The organism is Flavobacterium tagetis (assembly GCF_016735615.1).
Classification (GTDB): domain Bacteria; phylum Bacteroidota; class Bacteroidia; order Flavobacteriales; family Flavobacteriaceae; genus Flavobacterium; species Flavobacterium tagetis.
This window is the reverse complement of record NZ_JAERSF010000001.1, coordinates 641,216-660,897: the sequence shown is the minus strand read 5'-3', so window position 1 is coordinate 660,897 and position 19,682 is coordinate 641,216. Positions and strand designations below refer to the sequence as shown.

General features: G+C 33.2%; 19 protein-coding genes. 5 read left to right on the top strand and 14 right to left on the bottom strand.

Going from position 1 to position 19,682, the window contains the following annotated elements:
* Positions 1-102: 102 nt before the first annotated feature.
* On the bottom strand, positions 103-1,131 hold the full coding sequence (locus tag JI750_RS02865) for a rod shape-determining protein (protein WP_008466528.1): 1,029 nt from the start codon (positions 1,129-1,131) through the stop codon (positions 103-105).
* Positions 1,132-1,187: 56 nt separating this feature from the next.
* A complete protein-coding gene (purH, locus tag JI750_RS02860; RefSeq protein ID WP_129746145.1) occupies positions 1,188-2,714 on the bottom strand; it encodes a bifunctional phosphoribosylaminoimidazolecarboxamide formyltransferase/IMP cyclohydrolase in 1,527 nt (508 codons plus the stop codon).
* 165 nt (positions 2,715-2,879) lie between these two features.
* Here purH and JI750_RS02855 point away from each other — a divergent pair, with 165 nt between their 5' ends.
* On the top strand, positions 2,880-4,127 hold the full coding sequence (locus tag JI750_RS02855) for an ABC transporter permease (protein ID WP_201998838.1): 1,248 nt from the start codon (positions 2,880-2,882) through the stop codon (positions 4,125-4,127).
* A gap of 89 nt (positions 4,128-4,216) precedes the next feature.
* Positions 4,217-5,104: a cupin-like domain-containing protein gene (locus tag JI750_RS02850; RefSeq protein WP_201998836.1), complete on the top strand. Its 888-nt coding sequence runs from the start codon at positions 4,217-4,219 to the stop codon at positions 5,102-5,104.
* Position 5,105: 1 nt separating this feature from the next.
* Here JI750_RS02850 and JI750_RS02845 read toward each other — a convergent pair whose 3' ends face one another.
* The 4 genes from JI750_RS02845 to tamL all read right to left on the bottom strand — a co-directional run bounded on the left by JI750_RS02845 (position 5,106) and on the right by tamL (position 10,449).
* Positions 5,106-5,723, bottom strand: a complete 618-nt coding sequence (locus tag JI750_RS02845) for a hypothetical protein (protein WP_201998834.1) — start codon at positions 5,721-5,723, stop codon at positions 5,106-5,108.
* A gap of 81 nt (positions 5,724-5,804) precedes the next feature.
* Complete coding sequence (accD, locus tag JI750_RS02840) at positions 5,805-6,659, bottom strand: acetyl-CoA carboxylase, carboxyltransferase subunit beta (protein WP_111367748.1); 855 nt, start codon at positions 6,657-6,659, stop codon at positions 5,805-5,807.
* 106 nt (positions 6,660-6,765) lie between these two features.
* Entirely contained in the window at positions 6,766-7,833 is a 1,068-nt protein-coding gene (gene fbaA, locus JI750_RS02835) for a class II fructose-bisphosphate aldolase (protein WP_012023542.1), read from the bottom strand.
* 60 nt (positions 7,834-7,893) lie between these two features.
* Positions 7,894-10,449, bottom strand: coding sequence for a translocation and assembly module lipoprotein TamL (gene tamL / locus JI750_RS02830; protein ID WP_201998832.1), 2,556 nt, complete (start codon positions 10,447-10,449; stop codon positions 7,894-7,896).
* Positions 10,450-10,486: 37 nt separating this feature from the next.
* Between tamL and JI750_RS02825 the strand changes: the two genes are divergently transcribed.
* Entirely contained in the window at positions 10,487-11,215 is a 729-nt protein-coding gene (locus JI750_RS02825) for an RNA methyltransferase (protein ID WP_201998830.1), read from the top strand.
* Between the two features lie 9 nt (positions 11,216-11,224).
* Here the strand turns inward: JI750_RS02825 and porT are convergent, their stop codons facing one another.
* From porT to JI750_RS02805, 4 genes are all read right to left on the bottom strand, one after another.
* Positions 11,225-11,935 (bottom strand): type IX secretion/gliding motility protein PorT/SprT, encoded by a 711-nt coding sequence (gene porT / locus JI750_RS02820; protein ID WP_201998829.1) that lies wholly within the window; start codon positions 11,933-11,935, stop codon positions 11,225-11,227.
* 1 nt (position 11,936) lies between these two features.
* Entirely contained in the window at positions 11,937-12,668 is a 732-nt protein-coding gene (ubiE, locus tag JI750_RS02815; RefSeq protein ID WP_201998828.1) for a bifunctional demethylmenaquinone methyltransferase/2-methoxy-6-polyprenyl-1,4-benzoquinol methylase UbiE, read from the bottom strand.
* 578 nt (positions 12,669-13,246) lie between these two features.
* Positions 13,247-13,729 (bottom strand): dihydrofolate reductase, encoded by a 483-nt coding sequence (locus tag JI750_RS02810; RefSeq protein WP_201998827.1) that lies wholly within the window; start codon positions 13,727-13,729, stop codon positions 13,247-13,249.
* A gap of 11 nt (positions 13,730-13,740) precedes the next feature.
* Entirely contained in the window at positions 13,741-14,085 is a 345-nt protein-coding gene (locus JI750_RS02805) for a 2TM domain-containing protein (RefSeq protein ID WP_111426087.1), read from the bottom strand.
* 239 nt (positions 14,086-14,324) lie between these two features.
* Here JI750_RS02805 and JI750_RS02800 point away from each other — a divergent pair, with 239 nt between their 5' ends.
* Positions 14,325-14,621, top strand: a complete 297-nt coding sequence (locus JI750_RS02800) for an isoamylase early set domain-containing protein (protein WP_201998826.1) — start codon at positions 14,325-14,327, stop codon at positions 14,619-14,621.
* Between the two features lie 32 nt (positions 14,622-14,653).
* Here the strand turns inward: JI750_RS02800 and JI750_RS02795 are convergent, their stop codons facing one another.
* The 4 genes from JI750_RS02795 to JI750_RS02780 form a co-directional block, all read right to left on the bottom strand.
* Positions 14,654-15,505, bottom strand: a complete 852-nt coding sequence (locus JI750_RS02795; protein WP_129746153.1) for a thymidylate synthase — start codon at positions 15,503-15,505, stop codon at positions 14,654-14,656.
* 115 nt (positions 15,506-15,620) lie between these two features.
* Entirely contained in the window at positions 15,621-16,244 is a 624-nt protein-coding gene (locus tag JI750_RS02790; RefSeq protein WP_008466556.1) for a bifunctional nuclease family protein, read from the bottom strand.
* Between the two features lie 165 nt (positions 16,245-16,409).
* Complete coding sequence (locus JI750_RS02785) at positions 16,410-17,378, bottom strand: electron transfer flavoprotein subunit alpha/FixB family protein (protein ID WP_201998825.1); 969 nt, start codon at positions 17,376-17,378, stop codon at positions 16,410-16,412.
* 75 nt (positions 17,379-17,453) lie between these two features.
* Positions 17,454-18,200: an electron transfer flavoprotein subunit beta/FixA family protein gene (locus JI750_RS02780; protein WP_201998824.1), complete on the bottom strand. Its 747-nt coding sequence runs from the start codon at positions 18,198-18,200 to the stop codon at positions 17,454-17,456.
* Positions 18,201-18,700: 500 nt separating this feature from the next.
* Here JI750_RS02780 and JI750_RS02775 point away from each other — a divergent pair, with 500 nt between their 5' ends.
* Positions 18,701-19,678 (top strand): pyruvate dehydrogenase complex E1 component subunit beta, encoded by a 978-nt coding sequence (locus JI750_RS02775; RefSeq protein ID WP_008466560.1) that lies wholly within the window; start codon positions 18,701-18,703, stop codon positions 19,676-19,678.
* Positions 19,679-19,682 lie beyond the last annotated feature (4 nt).

Here is a 19,682-nt window from a genome sequence, read left to right as displayed (position 1 = left end):
GGTTATTTTGTTTCAGGATATGCTTTAAGGTTTCAGTTTTTATAAAGGTCAAATATTAAAATCTGACCCTTATAAAAGTATATTGATTGTTATTTTTGAATCTTATTTGATTAAGATACTTTTGAATTTAGCGATGTTTTTAAGAGCCATTCCTGTTCCGCGTACAACTGCTCTTAACGGATCTTCGGCAATGTAAACCGGTAAATCTGTTTTTTGAGAAATACGTTTGTCAAGACCTCTTAACATAGATCCTCCACCAGCTAAATAGATACCAGTGTTGTAGATATCTGCTGCTAATTCAGGAGGAGTCTGAGATAATGTTTCCATTACCGCATCTTCAATACGCTGAATAGATTTGTCTAATGCTTTTGCAATTTCACGGTAAGAAACATCTACTTGTTTTGGTTTACCAGTAAGTAAATCTCTACCTTGAACAGACATGTCTTCTGGCGGTCCATCTAAATCTTCGATCGCCGCTCCGATTTGAATTTTAATTTTCTCAGCAGTACTTTCTCCTACGAAAAGGTTGTGCTGTGTACGCATGTAATACACAATGTCGTTTGTAAAAACGTCACCCGCAATTTTAACAGACTTGTCACAAACAATTCCGCCTAATGCGATTACAGCAATTTCTGTTGTACCACCTCCGATATCGACAATCATGTTTCCTTTTGGTTGCATAATATCAATACCAATACCAATTGCCGCCGCCATTGGCTCATGAATCAAGTAAACTTCTTTTCCGTTTACTCTCTCACAAGATTCCTTCACCGCTCTCATCTCCACTTCAGTAATACCAGAAGGAATACATACAACCATACGTAAAGCTGGAGTAAACATTCTTTTTTTCAATGCAGGAATACTTTTAATGAACATATTGATCATTTTTTCCGAAGCATCAAAATCAGCGATTACACCATCTTTCAAAGGCCTTATAGTTTTGATGTTTTCATGTGTTTTACCTTGCATCATGTTGGCTTCTTTACCAACAGCAATGATTTTGCCTGATACTCTATCACGTGCAACGATAGATGGACTATCAATGACAACTTTATCATTATGAATGATTAAAGTGTTTGCGGTTCCAAGGTCTATCGCAATATCCTCGGTCATGAAATCAAAAAATCCCATAAGTTTTTTAGGGGTTTAAAATGTTATAAATTATTTATCGAACAAAGTTAAACAAATTAATGTTTAAAATGACGAGTTCCTGTAAATACCATTGCAAGATTATTTTCATTGCAATAATTTATACTTAATTCGTCTTTTATCGAACCTCCTGGCTGAATTACAGCAGTTATTCCTGCTTTTTTAGCTAATTCTACACAATCCGGAAATGGGAAAAATGCATCACTTGCCATCGAAGCTCCATTTAAATCAAATCCAAAAGCTTTTGCTTTGTCAACTGCTTGAATTAAAGCGTCAACTCTTGAAGTCTGACCTGTACCTGATGAAATCAATGTTCCGTTTTTAGCAAATACAATAGTGTTTGATTTTGTATTCTTGCAGATTTTAGAAGCAAAGATCAAATCTTCGATCTCTTGAGCAGTAGGTTCTGTAATTGTAACGGTTTTTAAATGCTCTTTATTATCCGTAATATTATTTCTATCCTGAATTAACAATCCGTTAAGACAAGTTCTTACTTGACGAGCTGGTAATTCAACATCGTTTTGTACTAAAATAATTCTGTTTTTCTTCTCTTGTAAAACTGTAACTGCCTCATCATCATAAGCTGGAGCGATTACAACTTCGCAGAATAACTTGTTGATTTCCTGTGCAGTTTCTAAATCAATTTTTGTATTAGAAATTAACACTCCTCCAAAAGCTGAAGTAGGATCACAAGCTAAAGCTGCTAAATAAGCTTCGCTGATTGTTTTTCTTGAAGCCAAACCACAAGCGTTGTTGTGTTTTAAAATAGCGAACGTAGGTCCGTCAGTTTTAAATTCAGCAATTAAATTAACAGCAGCATCAACATCTAATAAGTTATTGTATGACAATTCTTTTCCGTGAAGTTTTTTGAACATTGCGTCAAAATCTCCAAAGAAGAATCCTTTTTGATGAGGGTTTTCACCATATCTTAAAACTTGACCGTTTGCAATGCTTTCTTTGTAAATAGTCTCGTCTGTATTGAAATAATTAAAAATAGCTCCATCGTAGTGAGATGAAACGTGGAATGCTTTAGTAGCAAACAATCTTCTGTTTTCTAAAGTTGTTGCTCCGTCTTGCTCTGTAATCAAATCTAAAAGTAAGCTGTACTCGTTAACAGAAGCTACAATTACAGTGTCTTTGAAATTTTTTGCACCAGCACGAATTAATGAAATACCTCCGATATCAATTTTTTCGATAATATCTTGTTCGCTTGCTCCAGAAGCAACTGTTTTTTCAAAAGGATATAAATCAACAATTACTAAATCGATTTGAGGGATGTCAAATTCCTTCATTTGCTGAACATCACTTTCGTTGTCTTGACGATTTAAAATTCCACCAAAAATTTTCGGGTGTAAAGTTTTTACTCTTCCGCCAAGAATTTCAGGGAATGAAGTGATATCTTCAACAGGAACTACTGGGATGCCAAGGTTTTTGATGAAATCTTCAGTTCCTCCAGTTGAATAAAGTGTTACATTTTGTTCGTGTAATTTTCTAACAATTGGTTCCAATCCATCTTTAGAAAAAACAGAAATTAATGCCGATTGTATTTTTTTAGTTGTGCTCATTGTGTAGTTATGATTTTGAGACTGCAAAAGTAGTTTTTTTATATATTATATTAAAAAAAATTAGTGTAACAAAATGCTAAAAAAATCTACTGATGAGTAAGTTAACTTTTATTAGGTTTTTGAATTTAAATTATTGAATTTTACTTTATTGAAAAATACAAAAATATGATCGTTTATCTAAGATTATTAAAAGAAAGTTTGAGTTTTGCTATCAATGCTTTGCGAAATAATAAATTGCGAACTTTATTGTCGCTTTTAGGCGTAACGATTGGTATTTTTTCAATTATCGCTGTTTTGGCTGCTGTTGACTCTTTAGATAAAAAAATCACTAAAGATTTGAGTAGCTTAGATAAAAATACGATTTATTTAATGAAATATTGTTTTGGACCGTCTGAAATTCCACAATGGAAAAGAGAACAGTTTCCAAATGTAAAATATGACGAATATATCGGTTTAAAAAATTCAATGAATAACACCGACCAAGTAGCATATCAGCTTTTTGTAAACAGAGAAAGTTTAAAATACGATTCTAAAACAGTTAGCGATGTAAATATTATTCCGGCATCAAGCGAAATGGTCGATATTGATGGATTAAGTTTTGATAAAGGTAGATTTTATAATGAATCAGAATCTAACTCAGGAACTGCTGTTATTGTTTTGGGATATGATATAGCTGAAGGGCTTTTTGGTTCAAGCGATCCGATAGGGAAAAACATCCGTTTGTATGGACAGCGATTCACTGTTATTGGTGTAATGGCGAAACAGGGCGCTGGATTCTTTGGAGATAGTAATGATACTTCGGTCTATCTTCCGGCAAATTTCTTAAGAAGAATGTATGGAGACAGTGATTCTATGACTCCAGTTATAGTTTTAAAGCCTGAAAAAGGTGTTGATATGGATGCGTACAAAGCTGAAATTGCTCAAAAACTTAGAGCAATTCGCGGAATGAAAGCGGGAGAAATGGATAATTTTTTTGTTAATGTGCTTTCTGGATTTACTGATTTTATTGATGGAATTTTAGGTCAGATGAATTTTGTAGGTTGGATTATCAGTGGTTTTTCTCTTTTGGTTGGTGGTTTCGGAATTGCAAATATTATGTTTGTTTCGGTTAAAGAAAGAACAAATCTTATCGGAATTCAGAAATCATTAGGAGCAAAAAATAAATTTATCTTATTTCAATTTTTATTTGAAGCAGTTATTTTATCAGTTATTGGAGGAATCATTGGTCTTCTTATGGTTTGGGGAATTGCGATGATTTTGACAAAGGTCCTCGATTTTGAATTTGTTTTAAGTTTAGGAAATATTCTTTTAGGAACCGGTTTAGCAGCTCTTATTGGTTTGATTTCTGGGATTCTTCCAGCAGTTTCGGCGGCAAATCTAGATCCAGTAGAAGCAATTCGTACAGGAATGTAATATTACTTTTGTGTTATTTTACTGTAAATTTTGACGGCTCGAAATAATTAGATATTTTTGATAGACCAAGAACCTAAACCATTAAACCAATGAGCTTTAATCTTAAATCTGTCGATGTTGTTGAGTCTATTTCTAGAGAGGATTTCAAAAGAAATTATTTAGATAAAAAAAAGCCTTTAATCATAAAAGGGCTTACAAAAGATTGGCCTGCAAGAGAAAAATGGTCAACAGAATATTTTAAGGAAATTGCGGGAGATATAGAGGTTAAACTTGTAGATAACTCAAAAGCAGATCCAACAAAAGTGATCAACGCTTCTATAGCAAGTATGAGATTTGGGGAATATCTGGATTTGATAAAACGCGAACCAACACAATTGCGTATTTTCTTCTTTAATCTTTTCAAGCACAGACCCGAATTAATTGACGATGTAAAAGTTCCAAAAGAATTAATGGGAGGTTTTATAGAAAGTATGCCTGCCATGTTTTTTGGCGGTTCTAAGGCGATTACTTTTCTGCATTATGATATCGATTTGCCACATCTTTTTCATACTCATTTCGGAGGTCGAAAACATATTATTTTATTTGACTACAAATGGAAAAAAAGACTCTATTGCATCCCGAATACTACTTATGCATTAGAAGATTACGATGTAGCCAATCCTGATTTTGAAAAATTTCCAGCTCTAAAAGGAGTAGAGGGTTATGAAGTTTTCTTAGAACACGGCGATACGTTGTTTATGCCAACAGGAATGTGGCATTGGATGCGTTACGTTGATGGTTCTTTTTCGCTCACACTTCGCGCATGGGATGCATCCTGGTCTAGAAAAATAGCCAGCGTTTGGAGCTTATTTATGCATGGAGCCGTAGACAGCGGTATAAAAGTGATTTTTAGAGAACGTTATGCAGTTTGGCGTGAAAAACTTGCTTATAAAATTGCAGAAAAAGAATTGAAAAAGGATTTGAGAAAAGCGGGGTAATTTATTTTTTTGTCTTTTCTAGCTTTGGTTTTATAAAAGGAAATGTAATTCTGTTTTTGTCCCAATTAATGTTTTCCGAGTCATAATACTCATTATTTTTCTTGTATTTTAAAACGGTATCTTCTTCTTGAGTGGTTTTCCTTGTGAAATATAAATCATAATTTTTTAGTGAAGATTTAATAGCGTCAAGTAGATTGAAGTAATTTTTCGATTGTAAAGTGTCTAATTTAGAAGCTATAAAAGTGATGTTTCTAAAATTATCTTTATAGTTTGATTTTATAAAATCAGAAATTGCATTAGATGATATTTCAATCAAATCTTTCGGCTGAAGATTTATAAAATACGGAATTGTATCGCTTTTTTTCCAATTCCCACAAATATGACCGATTTCGTTTCTTTGAAAATAATATACTTTTGAGTTCTTGTCTATTATAAAAGTATTTGTTCCATAAAACAGATATCCAGGAATAGGAGGAGGAGGAGGGATCGTATCATTTTCGATGATCTTTTCTTTATTTTCCTGAGAAATTATATATGGAATGTTTTCTTCTTGATTTTCTTTTTTGCTACAATTCAAAAAGAAAAAACAAATCATAAAACCAATAAAAATTCTAGCCATAAAGAATAAGATTTGAAATAAAGATATAAAAAAATCCCAAGAAGCAATTTCTTGGGATTTCTATTTTAAGTAGTTTTAAAACTATCTAATATCATTATTTTGAATCAAATCGATATATAAGTTGATCTTATCTTTCAATTCTTTTCTTGGCGTGATAAAGTCTAAGAAACCGTGCTCTAATAAGAACTCGGCAGTTTGGAAACCTTCTGGTAAATCTTTTCCTGTAGTATCGCGAACAACACGAGGGCCAGCAAAACCAATCAAAGCGCCTGGCTCAGAGATGTTGATGTCTCCTAACATTGCGTAAGATGCAGTTGTTCCTCCAGTTGTTGGGTCTGTACAAAGAGAGATATAAGGCAATTTAGCTTCAGCTAATTGAGCTAGTTTTACAGAAGTTTTTGCTAATTGCATTAAAGAATAAGCAGCTTCCATCATACGAGCTCCACCAGATTTAGAAATCATTACAAAAGGAAGTTTGTTTTTAATAGCGTGATCAATACCTCTTGCGATTTTCTCACCGACTACAGCTCCCATAGATCCACCGATGAATGCAAAATCCATACAGCAAATTACAAGTTCTCTTCCTTTAGATTTTCCTACCCCCGTACGTACAGCATCTTTAAGATGAGTTTTTTCCATTACATCTTTTAATCTATCTGCATATTTCTTTGTGTCCACAAAGTGCAGAGGATCTTTAGAAGTCATGTTTTTATCTAACTCAACAAATTCGTTGTTGTCGAATAAAATTTCAAAATAGGTTGCGCTTCCAATTCGAACGTGAAAATCATCTTCAGGGCTTACGAATAAATTTCTCGCCAATTCGTCAGCATCAATAATTTTTCCAGTAGGAGATTTGTACCACAATCCTTTCGGAACGTCCATCTTGTCTTCTGTCGCGGTCGTAATCCCTTTTTCTTGTCTTTTAAACCAAGCCATTTCTTTTAGTATTCAGTGTTCAGTAATAAAATTTCAGTGTCCAGTGGTATTCAGTTTTAAGTATTCAGATTGCTAAATACTTAAAACTGTAAACTGAATACTTTTTTTATAACGTATTTACGTTATTTAAATCAGCAAAAGCTTGTTCAAGTCTTGCATTGAATGTCACTTCACTTTCACGAACCCATCTTCTTGGGTCATAGTATTTTTTGTTTGGAGCATCTGGACCTTCTGGATTTCCAATTTGAGATTTCAAATAGTCAAGGTTTTTAACCATGTAATCACGGATTCCTTCAGTGTATGCAAACTGTAAATCGGTATCAATATTCATTTTGATAACTCCGTAGCTAATACCTTCTCTGATTTCTTCAAGTGTAGAACCTGAACCTCCGTGGAAAACGAAATCAACCGGATTGTGCCCTGTGTTGAATTTGTTTTGTACGAAATCTTGAGAATTTTTTAAGATTTTTGGAGTTAATTTTACGTTTCCTGGTTTGTAAACACCGTGAACGTTTCCGAAAGCAGCAGCAATTGTAAATTTAGGGCTTACTTTAGATAATTCTTCGTAAGCGTAAGCTACTTCTTCTGGTTGAGTATATAATTTTGAGCTGTCAACATCAGAGTTATCAACACCATCTTCTTCACCACCTGTAATACCAAGTTCGATTTCTAATGTCATACCCATTTTGCTCATTCTAGCTAAATATTCTTTACAGATCTCGATGTTTTCTTCGATTGGCTCCTCAGACAAATCGATCATGTGAGAACTGAATAATGGTTTTCCTGTTTCTGCGAAGTGTTTTTCAGAAGCATCTAATAAACCATCAATCCAAGGTAAAAGTTTTTTTGCACAGTGGTCAGTGTGTAAGATTACAGTTGCACCGTAAGCTTCTGCCAAAGTATGAATATGTTTTGCTCCCGCGATTCCTCCCGCGATTGCTGCTTTTTCACCTGCATTTGATAATCCTTTTCCAGCGTTGAATTGTGCTCCTCCGTTAGAAAATTGAATGATAACTGGCGCGTTTAGTTTTGCTGCAGTTTCAAGAACTCCATTAATTGTGCTTGATCCAGTAACGTTTACTGCTGGAAGAGCAAAACCCTTCTCTTTAGCATAATTAAAGATCTCTTGTACTTGATCTCCTGTAGCTACTCCTGGTTTAATGTTGTGTGCCATTGTAATTTTTTTTATAGTTGTTTTTAGTTTTTAGGTTGCAAAAATAAGAATTAATTAGCATTAGAACGGATAATTTATACCAAAATTTAAAACCGAGTGTCCAAAATTGTATTCTTTAAACCATCGATCTCCCTTCTCATGTGCCGGATTATAAGTCTTAAAGCCTAAATCTAAACGAATCACAAAAAAACTCAAATCGTATCTTAAACCAAATCCTGTACCTAATGCAATTTCTTCTAAATCGTTTAAGTTATCAAATTTTGCTTTCGGATCTATCACATTATCGAGCACATTCCAGATATTTCCGGCGTCTGCAAAGAGAGCTCCTTTTACATCACCGAAAATTTTGAAACGAAATTCAGCACTTGCAGCGATTTTCATATTAGCCTCGTTAAAGTCATTTACAGCATTGGTGCTTCCAGGTCCTAAAGCATAAGGTTGCCAAGCACGGTTATCATTGGAACCTCCACCATAATAACTTCGTGAAAACGGAATATAGTTTGAATTTCCAAACGGAATTGCAATTCCAAAGAAACTTCTGACTGCTAAAACTTTTTCTTTTCCAAAGTCCCAGTGTTTGATATAGTCAAATTCGGTTTTAATATATTCTGAATATTCTAAGTTAAAAATCTCGTAGTTGCCTCTAGAATTTTTAGGTAAATTCCCAATTGATGAAACAGCTGATAATAGAGTTCCTGCAGATTCGATTTTGGTTCTAAATTGATAAAAATTATTATCAGCCAAATCTTTTTTAGTTGTTTTGGTAAAAGAATAGCTTGTCGCTAAGATGAAATCATTTTCAGTCAAACGAACTCTTCTTTCTTCGATGCTTTCAACTTCTTGATATTGAGAGTCAGTAGGTGTTAGAGCAGTTTGTCCTGTTAATACATCATTAGTAAATCCTGTTGTTCCCGTAGGTACAATTAAGTTTCCGTGTTCATCAACATTAGAAGTTTGTTGGTTGTAATTTTGTGCAATTCCATTCAAATCATCATAAGAAGAGGTGTAAACATTAAAGTAATTGTCTGGATTTAAGTTGCGAACAAACTGCGCGTTCAACAATTCAAGTTTTGCTGAATTGTGACGTTTTGGTGTCCAGTTGTATGAAATACCCCCTGTAAAGTTTTCTTTATCTAAACCAATATTTCGCTGTTTTGAAAAACCAGAAGATATAGAGGTATACGGAATCATACTTTTTGGAATGATTTTCTCGGTTCCAAAAGGCAGTAAAATTCTTGGGAAATTCAACTTCATATCCAAACCATATTCAGAAACATTAAAGAAATTATTGTTTGGGTTAGCCATATCTCTAGAAGATCCAACATTTAAACGAGCCGAAATTTCGAGAGTTTCCGCTCGGTTAAATACGTTTCGAATCGTTTCAGAAATACTAGCTCCAATTCCAAAATCTTGAATATTAGAGTGTGTTACATCCAAAGTAGCTCCAAAACTGTATTTTTTTCTCGGAGTCAAATAAACATTAGCAATAAGAGATTGAGCTGTAGAATCTCTTTTGTCTACTTCGTATTGAATAGATGGATAGTTGAAAATTCTTAAATTATTTAAAGAGCGAGAAGAAAGAGTGGTTCTGAAATCTGCAAAAGTGCTTCCTTTTGAAATGAAAATAGCATCGGTAATAGCACGTGGTCTGTATTTTAAACCTTTGTAACTGTATAGGTTAAAATTGTTGTAAGTTACACTGTCGGTTGGTTTTTTCTTGGCATTTGTAGCAGAATAATCGGTGTAAATATTTACATCGCTAATCTTGTATAGTTTAAAAGGTTCTGTACGACTAGAATCTCTTTCTTGAATATTGTTGTTGTTGATAATTAAAGTGACATCTGCTTTAGCTTTTTTGCCAATTGTATCAATGTCAAAAGTCACATACGTAGGCTGAAAATAATAAGCGCCGTGATTTCTAAAATATGTTGTAATGCGGTTTTTTTCTTCCTCAAAATCTGTAGTTTTGTATTGATTTCCAGATTTTAATAAAGAAGGATCGTTGTTGGTTCTATATAATGAATCTAATGCAGGCGTCATTATTTTGGTTTTGATAGTATCCAATTTATAAGCCGGTCCTGTAGTAATGTTATAGTTAATTTCGGCTCTTTTTACTCCAGTAGTATCAATTGTATAATCCGTTTGAACGTTAAAATAACCATTGTTGAAATAATAGTATTTTAAACGTAATAGTGATTTTTTAGTTTTTGAAGTATCTATTATTACTGGTGGTTCTCCAGTATTTTTTAGAAACTCATGAATTCCTTTGTAATAAAAAGATTGTCCAAGACGATCTACTTGTTTTGCAGAGAATATTTTAGACATTCGCTCATACTTTCCAGGATTGTTCTTGAATTTTGCCTGATAAGTAGAATCTGGGTTTAAATTGGCTAAATTGTATAAATTTAATCGAAGCTTATAACCTAATAATTTACCATTTGGTTTTTGGTACATTTGGTTGGAAGCTGTTTCGTCATTTGTCGCTTTTCCGTTTACTAAAATATTATTTTTTACAAGAAGGTTTTTTCCATCGGGAACTCTTTTTACGGCATTACAAGCGCAAATTAATATTGCAATTAGAAGAAATGCTATTATTTTTGTGGAATTATTTTTCAAGTGTTTTTTAATATTTAATTCAAAAGTACATTATTTTATGGTTAGTAAAAACCAAATAAAGCTTATCTCTAGTTTACATCAAAAAAAGCAACGTTTTGCTAATCAATTATTCTTTGCTGAAGGAGTAAAAGTAATTCAAGAATTGCTGCAATCCAATTTTGAATTAGAACATTTATACACCACATTAAATGATTTTGAAACTGTCCATGCTTCAAAACGCACTCTTATTAATGAGCAAGAACTGAAAAAAATAAGTGCTTTGTCGACTCCAAATTCTTGTTTGGCAGTTTTTAAAATTCCAGCCGAAAAGAAGATAATCGATTCGGGTTTAATTTTAGCATTAGACGATATTAGAGACCCTGGAAATTTAGGAACTATTTTGCGCCTTTGCGATTGGTTTGGTATTAAGCAGATTGTTTGTTCTAAAGAAACAGTAGATATTTATAATCCGAAAGTGGTACAAGCTACAATGGGGTCTATTGCCAGAGTAAATGTAAACTATATTGATTTAAAACTTTTTCTTGCTCAAACTAAACTGCCAGTTTTTGGAACTTTTATGGATGGAGAAAATATTTATCAATCCCAATTACCTCAGAGTGGCATCATTATTATGGGTAATGAAGCCAACGGTATTTCAGAAGAAATTGAAAAAATAGTAACCAGCCGTCTCACAATTCCTAGATTTGGAGAGCTTCAAAAAACTGAAAGTTTAAATGTAGCTACTGCAACAGCAATTATTCTTAGTGAATTTAAACGAAATAGTTGATATTTTGTTTTAATGGAAAGTGAAATTTATTAAAAGCGCTCTTGATTTCATTGAATCAATGTTTCCTGTCCATGGGCTGTCTGGAGTATTATCTCTAATAAGCTCATCTGTTATGCCGAACATTCCTCTAACAGAAGGAGAAAAGATAAAGTATTCTGTAAAAATATCAATTCCTAAACCTAATTCATAAGCAGCAGTCCATTGTTTTACTCTAAATTTCTGCTCAAAATTATCGTCTTTAGATTTTGAGTTACTCGATAAGTTTAAAGTGGTAGACATACCGCCAACTAAGTATGGACGAATGTTTCCTGTACGCAAGGCAGAAAATTTCAGTAATAAAGGAAAGTGAATGTAAGTACTATTTACCTCTCTTAAATAATCGCTTTCTTTATTGCTGATACCGGGAAAATAAAGATCACGTTTAGTATAATACAAACCTGGTTCAAAACGTAGGTTAATATATTCTTGAAGCCTTAAATCGGCCACGACTCCCACGTTAAAACCAGTTGTTTTTTTTACTTGAATATCTTCCTGTACAGGCGTTTTGTAATCAAATTTGAAGTCAAAACTATTAAAACCTAAATAGTAGCCAAAGTAAATACGTTGCTTTTGCCAGTTTTCAAGATTAATAATAGGATCTTTGCTAAACATATTTTTAGCAAATTGCGAATGTCCTTTTGTCGCTAAGACTAATAAAAATAAGATTACAGCTTTTTTCATACTATTTTTTAGATGCAGAATAAATTGTTGCGACACCAAAAGTTTGAGGCATTGCCACAACATCTATAAACCCAGTTTTTCTTAAAATATTGTTTAAGGCTTCTCCATAAGGAAAAGCGGCGGCAGATTCAGATAAATAGCCATAAGCGTCATTATCTTTAGAAAATAATTTTCCGATTAACGGAAGTATATTTTTGCTGTAGAAATTGTAACCTTGTTTATAAGGAAATTTATCTGGAACAGAAGTTTCCAATATAACAAAAACGCCATTTGGTTTTAAAACTCGTAAGATTTCTGAAAAGCCTTTCTCTAGGTTTTCAAAATTTCTTACGCCAAAGCCAACTGTGATAGCGTCAAAATAATTGTCTTCAAACGGCATATTTTCAGAATCTCCTAAAACTAGTTCAATAACATTTGAAAGTTTTTTTTCTTCTACTTTCTTTTTTCCCACTTCTAGCATTCCTGCAGAAATATCTAGACCAATAATTTTTTCGGCATTAGTTTGCGACATTAAAATAGCTAAATCGCCAGTTCCTGTTGCGATATCAAGAATAACTTTTGGTTTTTTGTCTGATACTATTTTTAATACTTTTTTGCGCCATTTAACATCGATACCAAATGAAATTACACGATTCAAATTATCGTAATTCCCAGAAATGGTATCAAACATTTGGGTTACTTGCTCTTTTTTACCTAAAGAAGAGTCTTTATACGGAGTTACTTTTTCAGACATTTTTTTAATTTGGACAAATATAAACAATCTAGTTTAACTGTAATTGAGTTTTTTAATTTGTAAAATAAATGTTTTAGAGGATTTATTTTAAAACAGATTAAGCTGGCATTTTGCCATCCCTAAATCTAGGTATTTTGTCAAAATCCCTAAATCTTGGTATTGTCTAATAGCGCTATTATGAGCAACTTTGTTCAAGTAAAAATGATTAAAGTTTTAATGATTGATAATGTCGCTATGACTTAAACAGATGGTTACTTTTTTTGTGCTGGTAATTCATTTGTTCATGAAAGAGTTTTGAAAGTATTGTTCTTGGGGGGAAATACTATATTAAGCGCAAAGTACGTTCTTAGGATTAAATTTGTTTTTGGAAATTTTAATTTTCTGCCTTTAATATCTTAGTGGTATTTGTTATTAAAGGCGTTTGAGACCAAGGTCTCAAATAACATTAAATGTTATTCAGTTTTACAAATGTTTCTCGACATTTGTGATTTTTTTTAAACAAAATTCTTCTTGAGCGAGTTAAGCTTCAAAAATCAATTATTTAAAAACATCCTCCGTAAAAAGAGGATGTTTTTTATTTATTTTCTAATGTAAGTTTCATAAGTATAATCATAAAGATGCTTTTCATCTTTATAGTTTTCTTCAGATTCTACCAAAATCCATTCGCTTTTATTGATTTTAGGAAAAAAAGCATCTGCTTCAAAAGAATGGTGAACTTTTGTTAATTCAATAATATCAGTAAAAGGAAGAGCGAGATTGTAAATTTCGCCACCGCCAATAATATAACTGTCATCATCTTCAGGACATAGAGCAATTGCTTTTTCAATACTATCTACTACAATGCATCCTTCTGGTTTATAATTTTCTTGACGTGAAATTACAATATGAACGCGATCTGGTAAGGGTTTCGGGAAACTTTCAAAAGTTTTTCTTCCCATAATAATATGATGGCCAGTGGTAAGCGATTTAAATCTTTTAAAATCATTTGGTAAATGCCATACTAATTCGTTGTTTTTTCCAAGCGCATTATTTTCGGCTGCAGCCGCTATCATTATAATCATGGTATGCTTAACTAAATTTTATTTTCATTCTCTTCGTTAATAGAAGATTCAAGCTGGCTGATTCTTTTTTGCTGTAAAGCAACTAAGCGGTCAATTTGTTCTCTTTCCCATTTTTTATTCATAAAACGGTCTGTTATATACACTTTTATAAAATGAAGAATAAAAAGGAAAAGCCAGATTGTAATACCCCAGATACACCAATTTTGACTTGTGCCTTCTCCAAAGCCAAAAAATCTATTGGCAATAAATAAAAATAAACTTCCTAGCAGGAAAAGAACAAAATGAAAATATAAGACCTTTTTTTGTCTTAATCGGCGTCTAGCGTATTCGTATTGTTCGTGCACTTCTTTTTCCATAAGATAAAAATGAGATCATAAAGTTAAAATTTATTTTCGAAAGTCAATATTTTGAATGTGGAATATTTAATTTTTGATGCTCCAATAATTTGAATAACAAAATTTTAACCGCTTTAAATTACCAATAAAGCGAAAATAATATACTGTTTTTAGAATTATCATAAATCGTTTCTTACGGTAGTAAGTGTTTCGCCGAATTTAATTAATTTTAGATGTATAAATCTAAAAATGAAATAGTTATGTCTTTGAAAAAACAATTTGTGAAAACGAAGCCGGTATGTAAAGTTACGTTTTCAATAGATGCGAAAGATGCAAACTCAGCAGCTGTTGTTGGAGATTTCAATAATTGGAATGCCGAAGAAGGAGCTTTGAGTAAACTGAAAAATGGTACTTTTAAAGCAACTTACGACTTGGTTAAAGATGCTATTTACGAATTTAAGTATCTGATTGACGGGAATTATGTAAATGACCCAGAAGCCGATTCTTATAAATGGAATGATTACGCTGGAAGCGAAAACAGTGTTTTAGTTGTATAAAAAAATCCGCTATTAAAGCGGATTTTTGTTTTTTATACTGCAACACTTCCTTTTATAGCAGGATGCGGATCGTAATCTACAAGTGTGAAATCATTATAATCAAAATCAAAAATGTTTTTAATCTCTGGATTTAAAATCATTTTTGGTAATGGTTTTGGTTCACGTGTTAATTGCAGTTCCAATTGTTCAAAATGATTATTGTAAATATGTGCATCGCCAAAAGTGTGAATAAATTCACCTGGCTCTAAATCACATACTTGTGCAATCATCATAGTTAGCAATGCATAAGAAGCAATGTTAAAAGGAACTCCCAAGAAAATATCTGCACTTCGCTGATATAATTGGCAAGAAAGTTTTCCTTTTGTTTCTCCTTTTTCAGGATCTGGACTTGCGACATAAAACTGAAAAAATGCGTGACAAGGAGGTAAAGCTGCTTTGTTATTGGCTACATTTTCCTCAAAAGATTTTTTAGTGTCTGGCAGAACAGAAGGGTTCCATGCAGAAACCAACATTCTTCGGCTATTTGGATTTGTTTTTAGCTCCGTAATCAATTCCGAAATCTGGTCGATTTCTTCGCTGTTCCAGTTACGCCATTGATGCCCGTAAACTGGCCCTAAATCGCCATTAGAATCTGCCCATTCATCCCAGATTTTTACTCCGTTTTCCTGAAGGTATTTTATATTTGTATCTCCTTTTAAGAACCAAAGCAGTTCGTAAATAATCGATTTTAAATGTAGTTTTTTGGTTGTAACCATTGGGAAACCTTCACTTAAATCAAAGCGCATTTGGTAGCCAAAAACGCTTTTAGTTCCTGTTCCGGTACGGTCTCCTTTTTGATTGCCATTTTCTAAAACGTGTTTTACTAAATCTAAGTATTGTTTCATGATTGCTTTAAGCTTTAGGCTTTAAGCTTTAGGCTTTTTCCTAATGCTTAAAGTTTGTTTTTTATATTTGTGCTTTAAGCTTATAGCCTAAAGCTTACGACTTACAGCCTTAAAATTATCTTCTAGAGATTTCGTCTCTAATTTTTGCGGCTTTTTCGTAATCTTCCTGAGAAACGGCTTGGTCTAAAAGTTCGTTTAATTCCTGCAAAGAATGTTTTGCGTAAACGTCTCCGGATTGGTTGCTTTCTTCTTCGTGTCCGAAAGTTTCAGGGTTTGAAAGGACATCATCAATTTCTTGAGCGCCAGAATCTGTTTCAGCAGTATTCGATTTTAAATAAATTCCAGCTTTGTCTAAAATGTTTTTATAAGTAAAAATAGGAGCATTGAAGCGTAATGCTAAGGCAATAGCGTCAGAAGTTCTTGCATCGATAATCTCTTCAATTTTGTCTCTTTCGCAGATTAAGCTTGAATAAAAAACACCGTCAACCAATTTGTGAATTATAACTTGTTTTACCACTATATCAAATCTTTCAGCGAAATTTTTGAATAAATCGTGTGTTAACGGGCGTGGCGGTTTTATTTCTTTTTCTAAAGCAATAGCGATTGACTGGGCTTCAAAAGCGCCAATAACAATAGGTAATTTTCTCTCGCCGTCGACTTCATTCAAAATTAAGGCATAAGCACCATTTTGAGTTTGACTGTATGAAATTCCTTTTATGGATAATTTTACTAGACTCATATATGTTTGTAAAAAAGGCACTTAGCGCCTTATTTTAATACTATTTTGGTTTGGAAAATAAAGCTGCAATTTTAATCAAAAAATATGGAACAAAAAAGCTGCCTATAAACAAAGATACAACATCTTGTTTTTAGGCAGCAATATTTTTAAAGAGAATTCTTTGTATTAAGAATGCTGAGCTTTAAAAGCTTTTAATTTCTCTGTTAATTGAGGTACAATTTCAAAAGCATCTCCAACTACACCATAGTCAGCAACTTTAAAGAAAGGAGCTTCAGGGTCGTTATTGATTACTACTTTTACTTTAGAAGAGTTGATTCCTGCAATGTGCTGAATCGCTCCAGAGATACCAATAGCAATGTATAAGTTTGTTGCAACTGGTTTTCCTGTTTGTCCAACGTGCTCGCTATGAGGTCTCCATCCTAAATCAGAAACTGGTTTAGAACAAGCAGTTGCAGCACCAAGAACAGCAGCAAGATCTTCTACTAATCCCCAGTTTTCTGGACCTTTTAATCCGCGTCCGCCAGAAACTACGATATCTGCATCGGCGATAGAAACTTTTCCAGATACTTTTTCTACAGATTCTACTTTTACACCAAAGTCATTATCTCCAACATTTGGATTGAAATCTTCTGCAGCCGCAGCTCCTGCGCTTTCAAAAAGTCCGTAAGAGTTTTTAGCTAAACCAAGAACTTTTACATCTGTATCGATTTGTGTAATGTTGAAAGCTTTGTTTGAAAAAGCATTTCTTTTTACTTGAAATGGAGAAGTGCTAACTGGCAATCCAACTACATTTGAAGCAAAACCAGCATTTAAAGCCACAGCAACTAGCGGTGAAAGATAAATACTATCTGTTGTAGAAGAAAGCAATACAACTTTTGTCCCTTCTTTCTCCGCTGCTTGTTTAATAACATCAGCGTAAGCTTTTGCATTAAAACCAGCTAATTTATCATTGTTTACTTTTAAAACTTTATCAACTCCGTATTTGCCTAATTCGCTTACATCACTGATGTTTACTGTTAAAGCAGTAACAGTTGTTCCTAATGATTCAGCTACTTTTTTAGCGTAAGAAGCTAATTCGAAAGCAACTTTTTTAAATTTTCCTTCTGCAGATTCTGCGTATATTAATATTGACATAATGTTTTTGTTTAAAGGTTATTTAGTTTCAGGTTTCAGGTTTTAAACTGAACACTAAAAACTGATAACTGAATACTAGATTACTTTCGCTTCGTTGTGTAATAAATTGATTAACTCATCTAAATTATCTGCAGAAACTAATTTTACTGCTGATTTTGGAGCTGGTTTTTCAAATTTTACCGCTTTTGTATTTACAGCTGCATCAACTGGCTCAAGAATAGTAAGCGCTTTTGTTCTTGCAGTCATAATTCCTCTCATGTTCGGGATACGTAAATCTTTTTCCTCAACAAGACCTTTTTGACCTCCAATGATTAAAGGAAGAGTAGTGCTTACAGTTTCTTTTCCACCATCAATTTCACGAACAGCTTTTACATTGTTTCCGTCAACAGTTAAAGCCGTACAAGAGTTTAAGAAGTTGTGTCCTAAGATTCCAGCAATCATTCCAGGAACCATTCCTCCGTTGTAATCCAAAGATTCTTTACCAGCAATTACTAAATCATAACCACCGTTTTTAATTACTTCTGCTAATTGTTTTGCAACGAAGAAACCATCAGTTGGGTTTGCGTTTACACGAATTGCTTCGTTTGCTCCAATTGCCAAAGCTTTACGTAAAGTTGGTTCAGTATCAGGACCTCCGACGTTTACAACCGTTACATTTGCTCCTTGTTGTTCTTGAAACCATATAGCGCGTGTAAGACCGAATTCGTCGTTAGGGTTAATTACATATTGTACACCATTAGTGTCAAATTCTGAATCACCATTGGTAAAGTTGATTTTTGAAGTAGTATCAGGCACATGGCTGATGCAAACTAGTATTTTCATAAGTATATATTTTGAATTTATAATATGCTTTTACAAATTTAGAATTTAATTTGGAATAATTATACTATGCATGCATAATATTTTTTAAAACTATTACGATTTCGCTGATTCTGTAGTTTTGAATGGATTTCATCGGAATCTAAAAAATAAAAAACATTGATTTTGTCTGATTGTTAGGAATTTTGCAATAACCATCAGTCTGAAAGCAAATTAATTTTGTCTGATAAATACTAATTTTTTGTTTTTTACGTTTAGATGAATGAATTTTGGAGAAACAAGAATTAAACAAATCGATAGAAGTTTGTCTGAAAATGTTTTAAGTAAGTTTAAGTGTGAATTATACGTTATTATATCGATTTCGTAAATATCACAATAAAGTTTAAAAAGTTAAAACCTGAGAACAGATAGAAGTTCATGCGATTTTAAATTCAATTTTTGCATTTAAGTTATTTAAAATATTTATTTTTGCTCTTCAGAAAATTCAACATACAATATAAAATATGAGAACAATACAATTTAGAGAGGCCATTTGTGAAGCGATGAGCGAAGAAATGCGTCGCGATGAATCCATATATTTAATGGGAGAAGAGGTTGCAGAATACAATGGAGCTTACAAAGCTTCTAAAGGAATGCTTGCTGAGTTTGGTGAAAAAAGAGTAATCGATACTCCAATTGCTGAGCTTGGATTTTCAGGAATTGCAGTAGGTTCTGCAATGAACGGAAACCGCCCTATTGTAGAATATATGACATTCAACTTCTGTTTAGTTGGTATTGATCAAATTATAAATAACGCTGCTAAAATGCGTCAAATGACAGGAGGACAGTTTAATGTGCCTATCGTTTTCCGCGGACCAACAGCCTCTGCTGGTCAATTAGGAGCTACTCACTCACAAGCTTTAGAAAACTGGTTTGCTAATACTCCAGGTTTAAAAGTTGTAGTTCCTTCAACTCCTTATGATGCAAAAGGACTTTTAAAATCAGCTATTCGTGATAACGATCCAGTTATTTTCATGGAATCTGAGCAAATGTATGGAGACAAAGGTGAAGTGCCAGACGGAGAATACACAATTCCTCTAGGTGTTGCTGATGTTAAACGTGAAGGAACAGATGTAACTATCGTTTCATTCGGAAAAATCATCAAAGAAGCTTTTATCGCTGCTGATGAATTAGCAAAAGAAGGTATTTCTTGTGAGATTATCGATTTAAGAACAGTTCGTCCAATGGACAAAGATGCTATCTTAAAATCGGTTAAAAAAACAAACCGTTTAGTAATTCTTGAAGAAGCTTGGCCAGTTGCCAGCCTTTCTTCTGAAATCTCTTATATCGTTCAAGAACAAGCATTCGACTTCCTTGATGCGCCAATTCAACGTATTACAACAGCAGACACTCCTGCACCGTATTCTCCAGTATTGCTTAAAGACTGGTTGCCAAATGCAGGTGATGTAGTAAAAGCAGTTAAAAAAGTATTATACAAATAATACA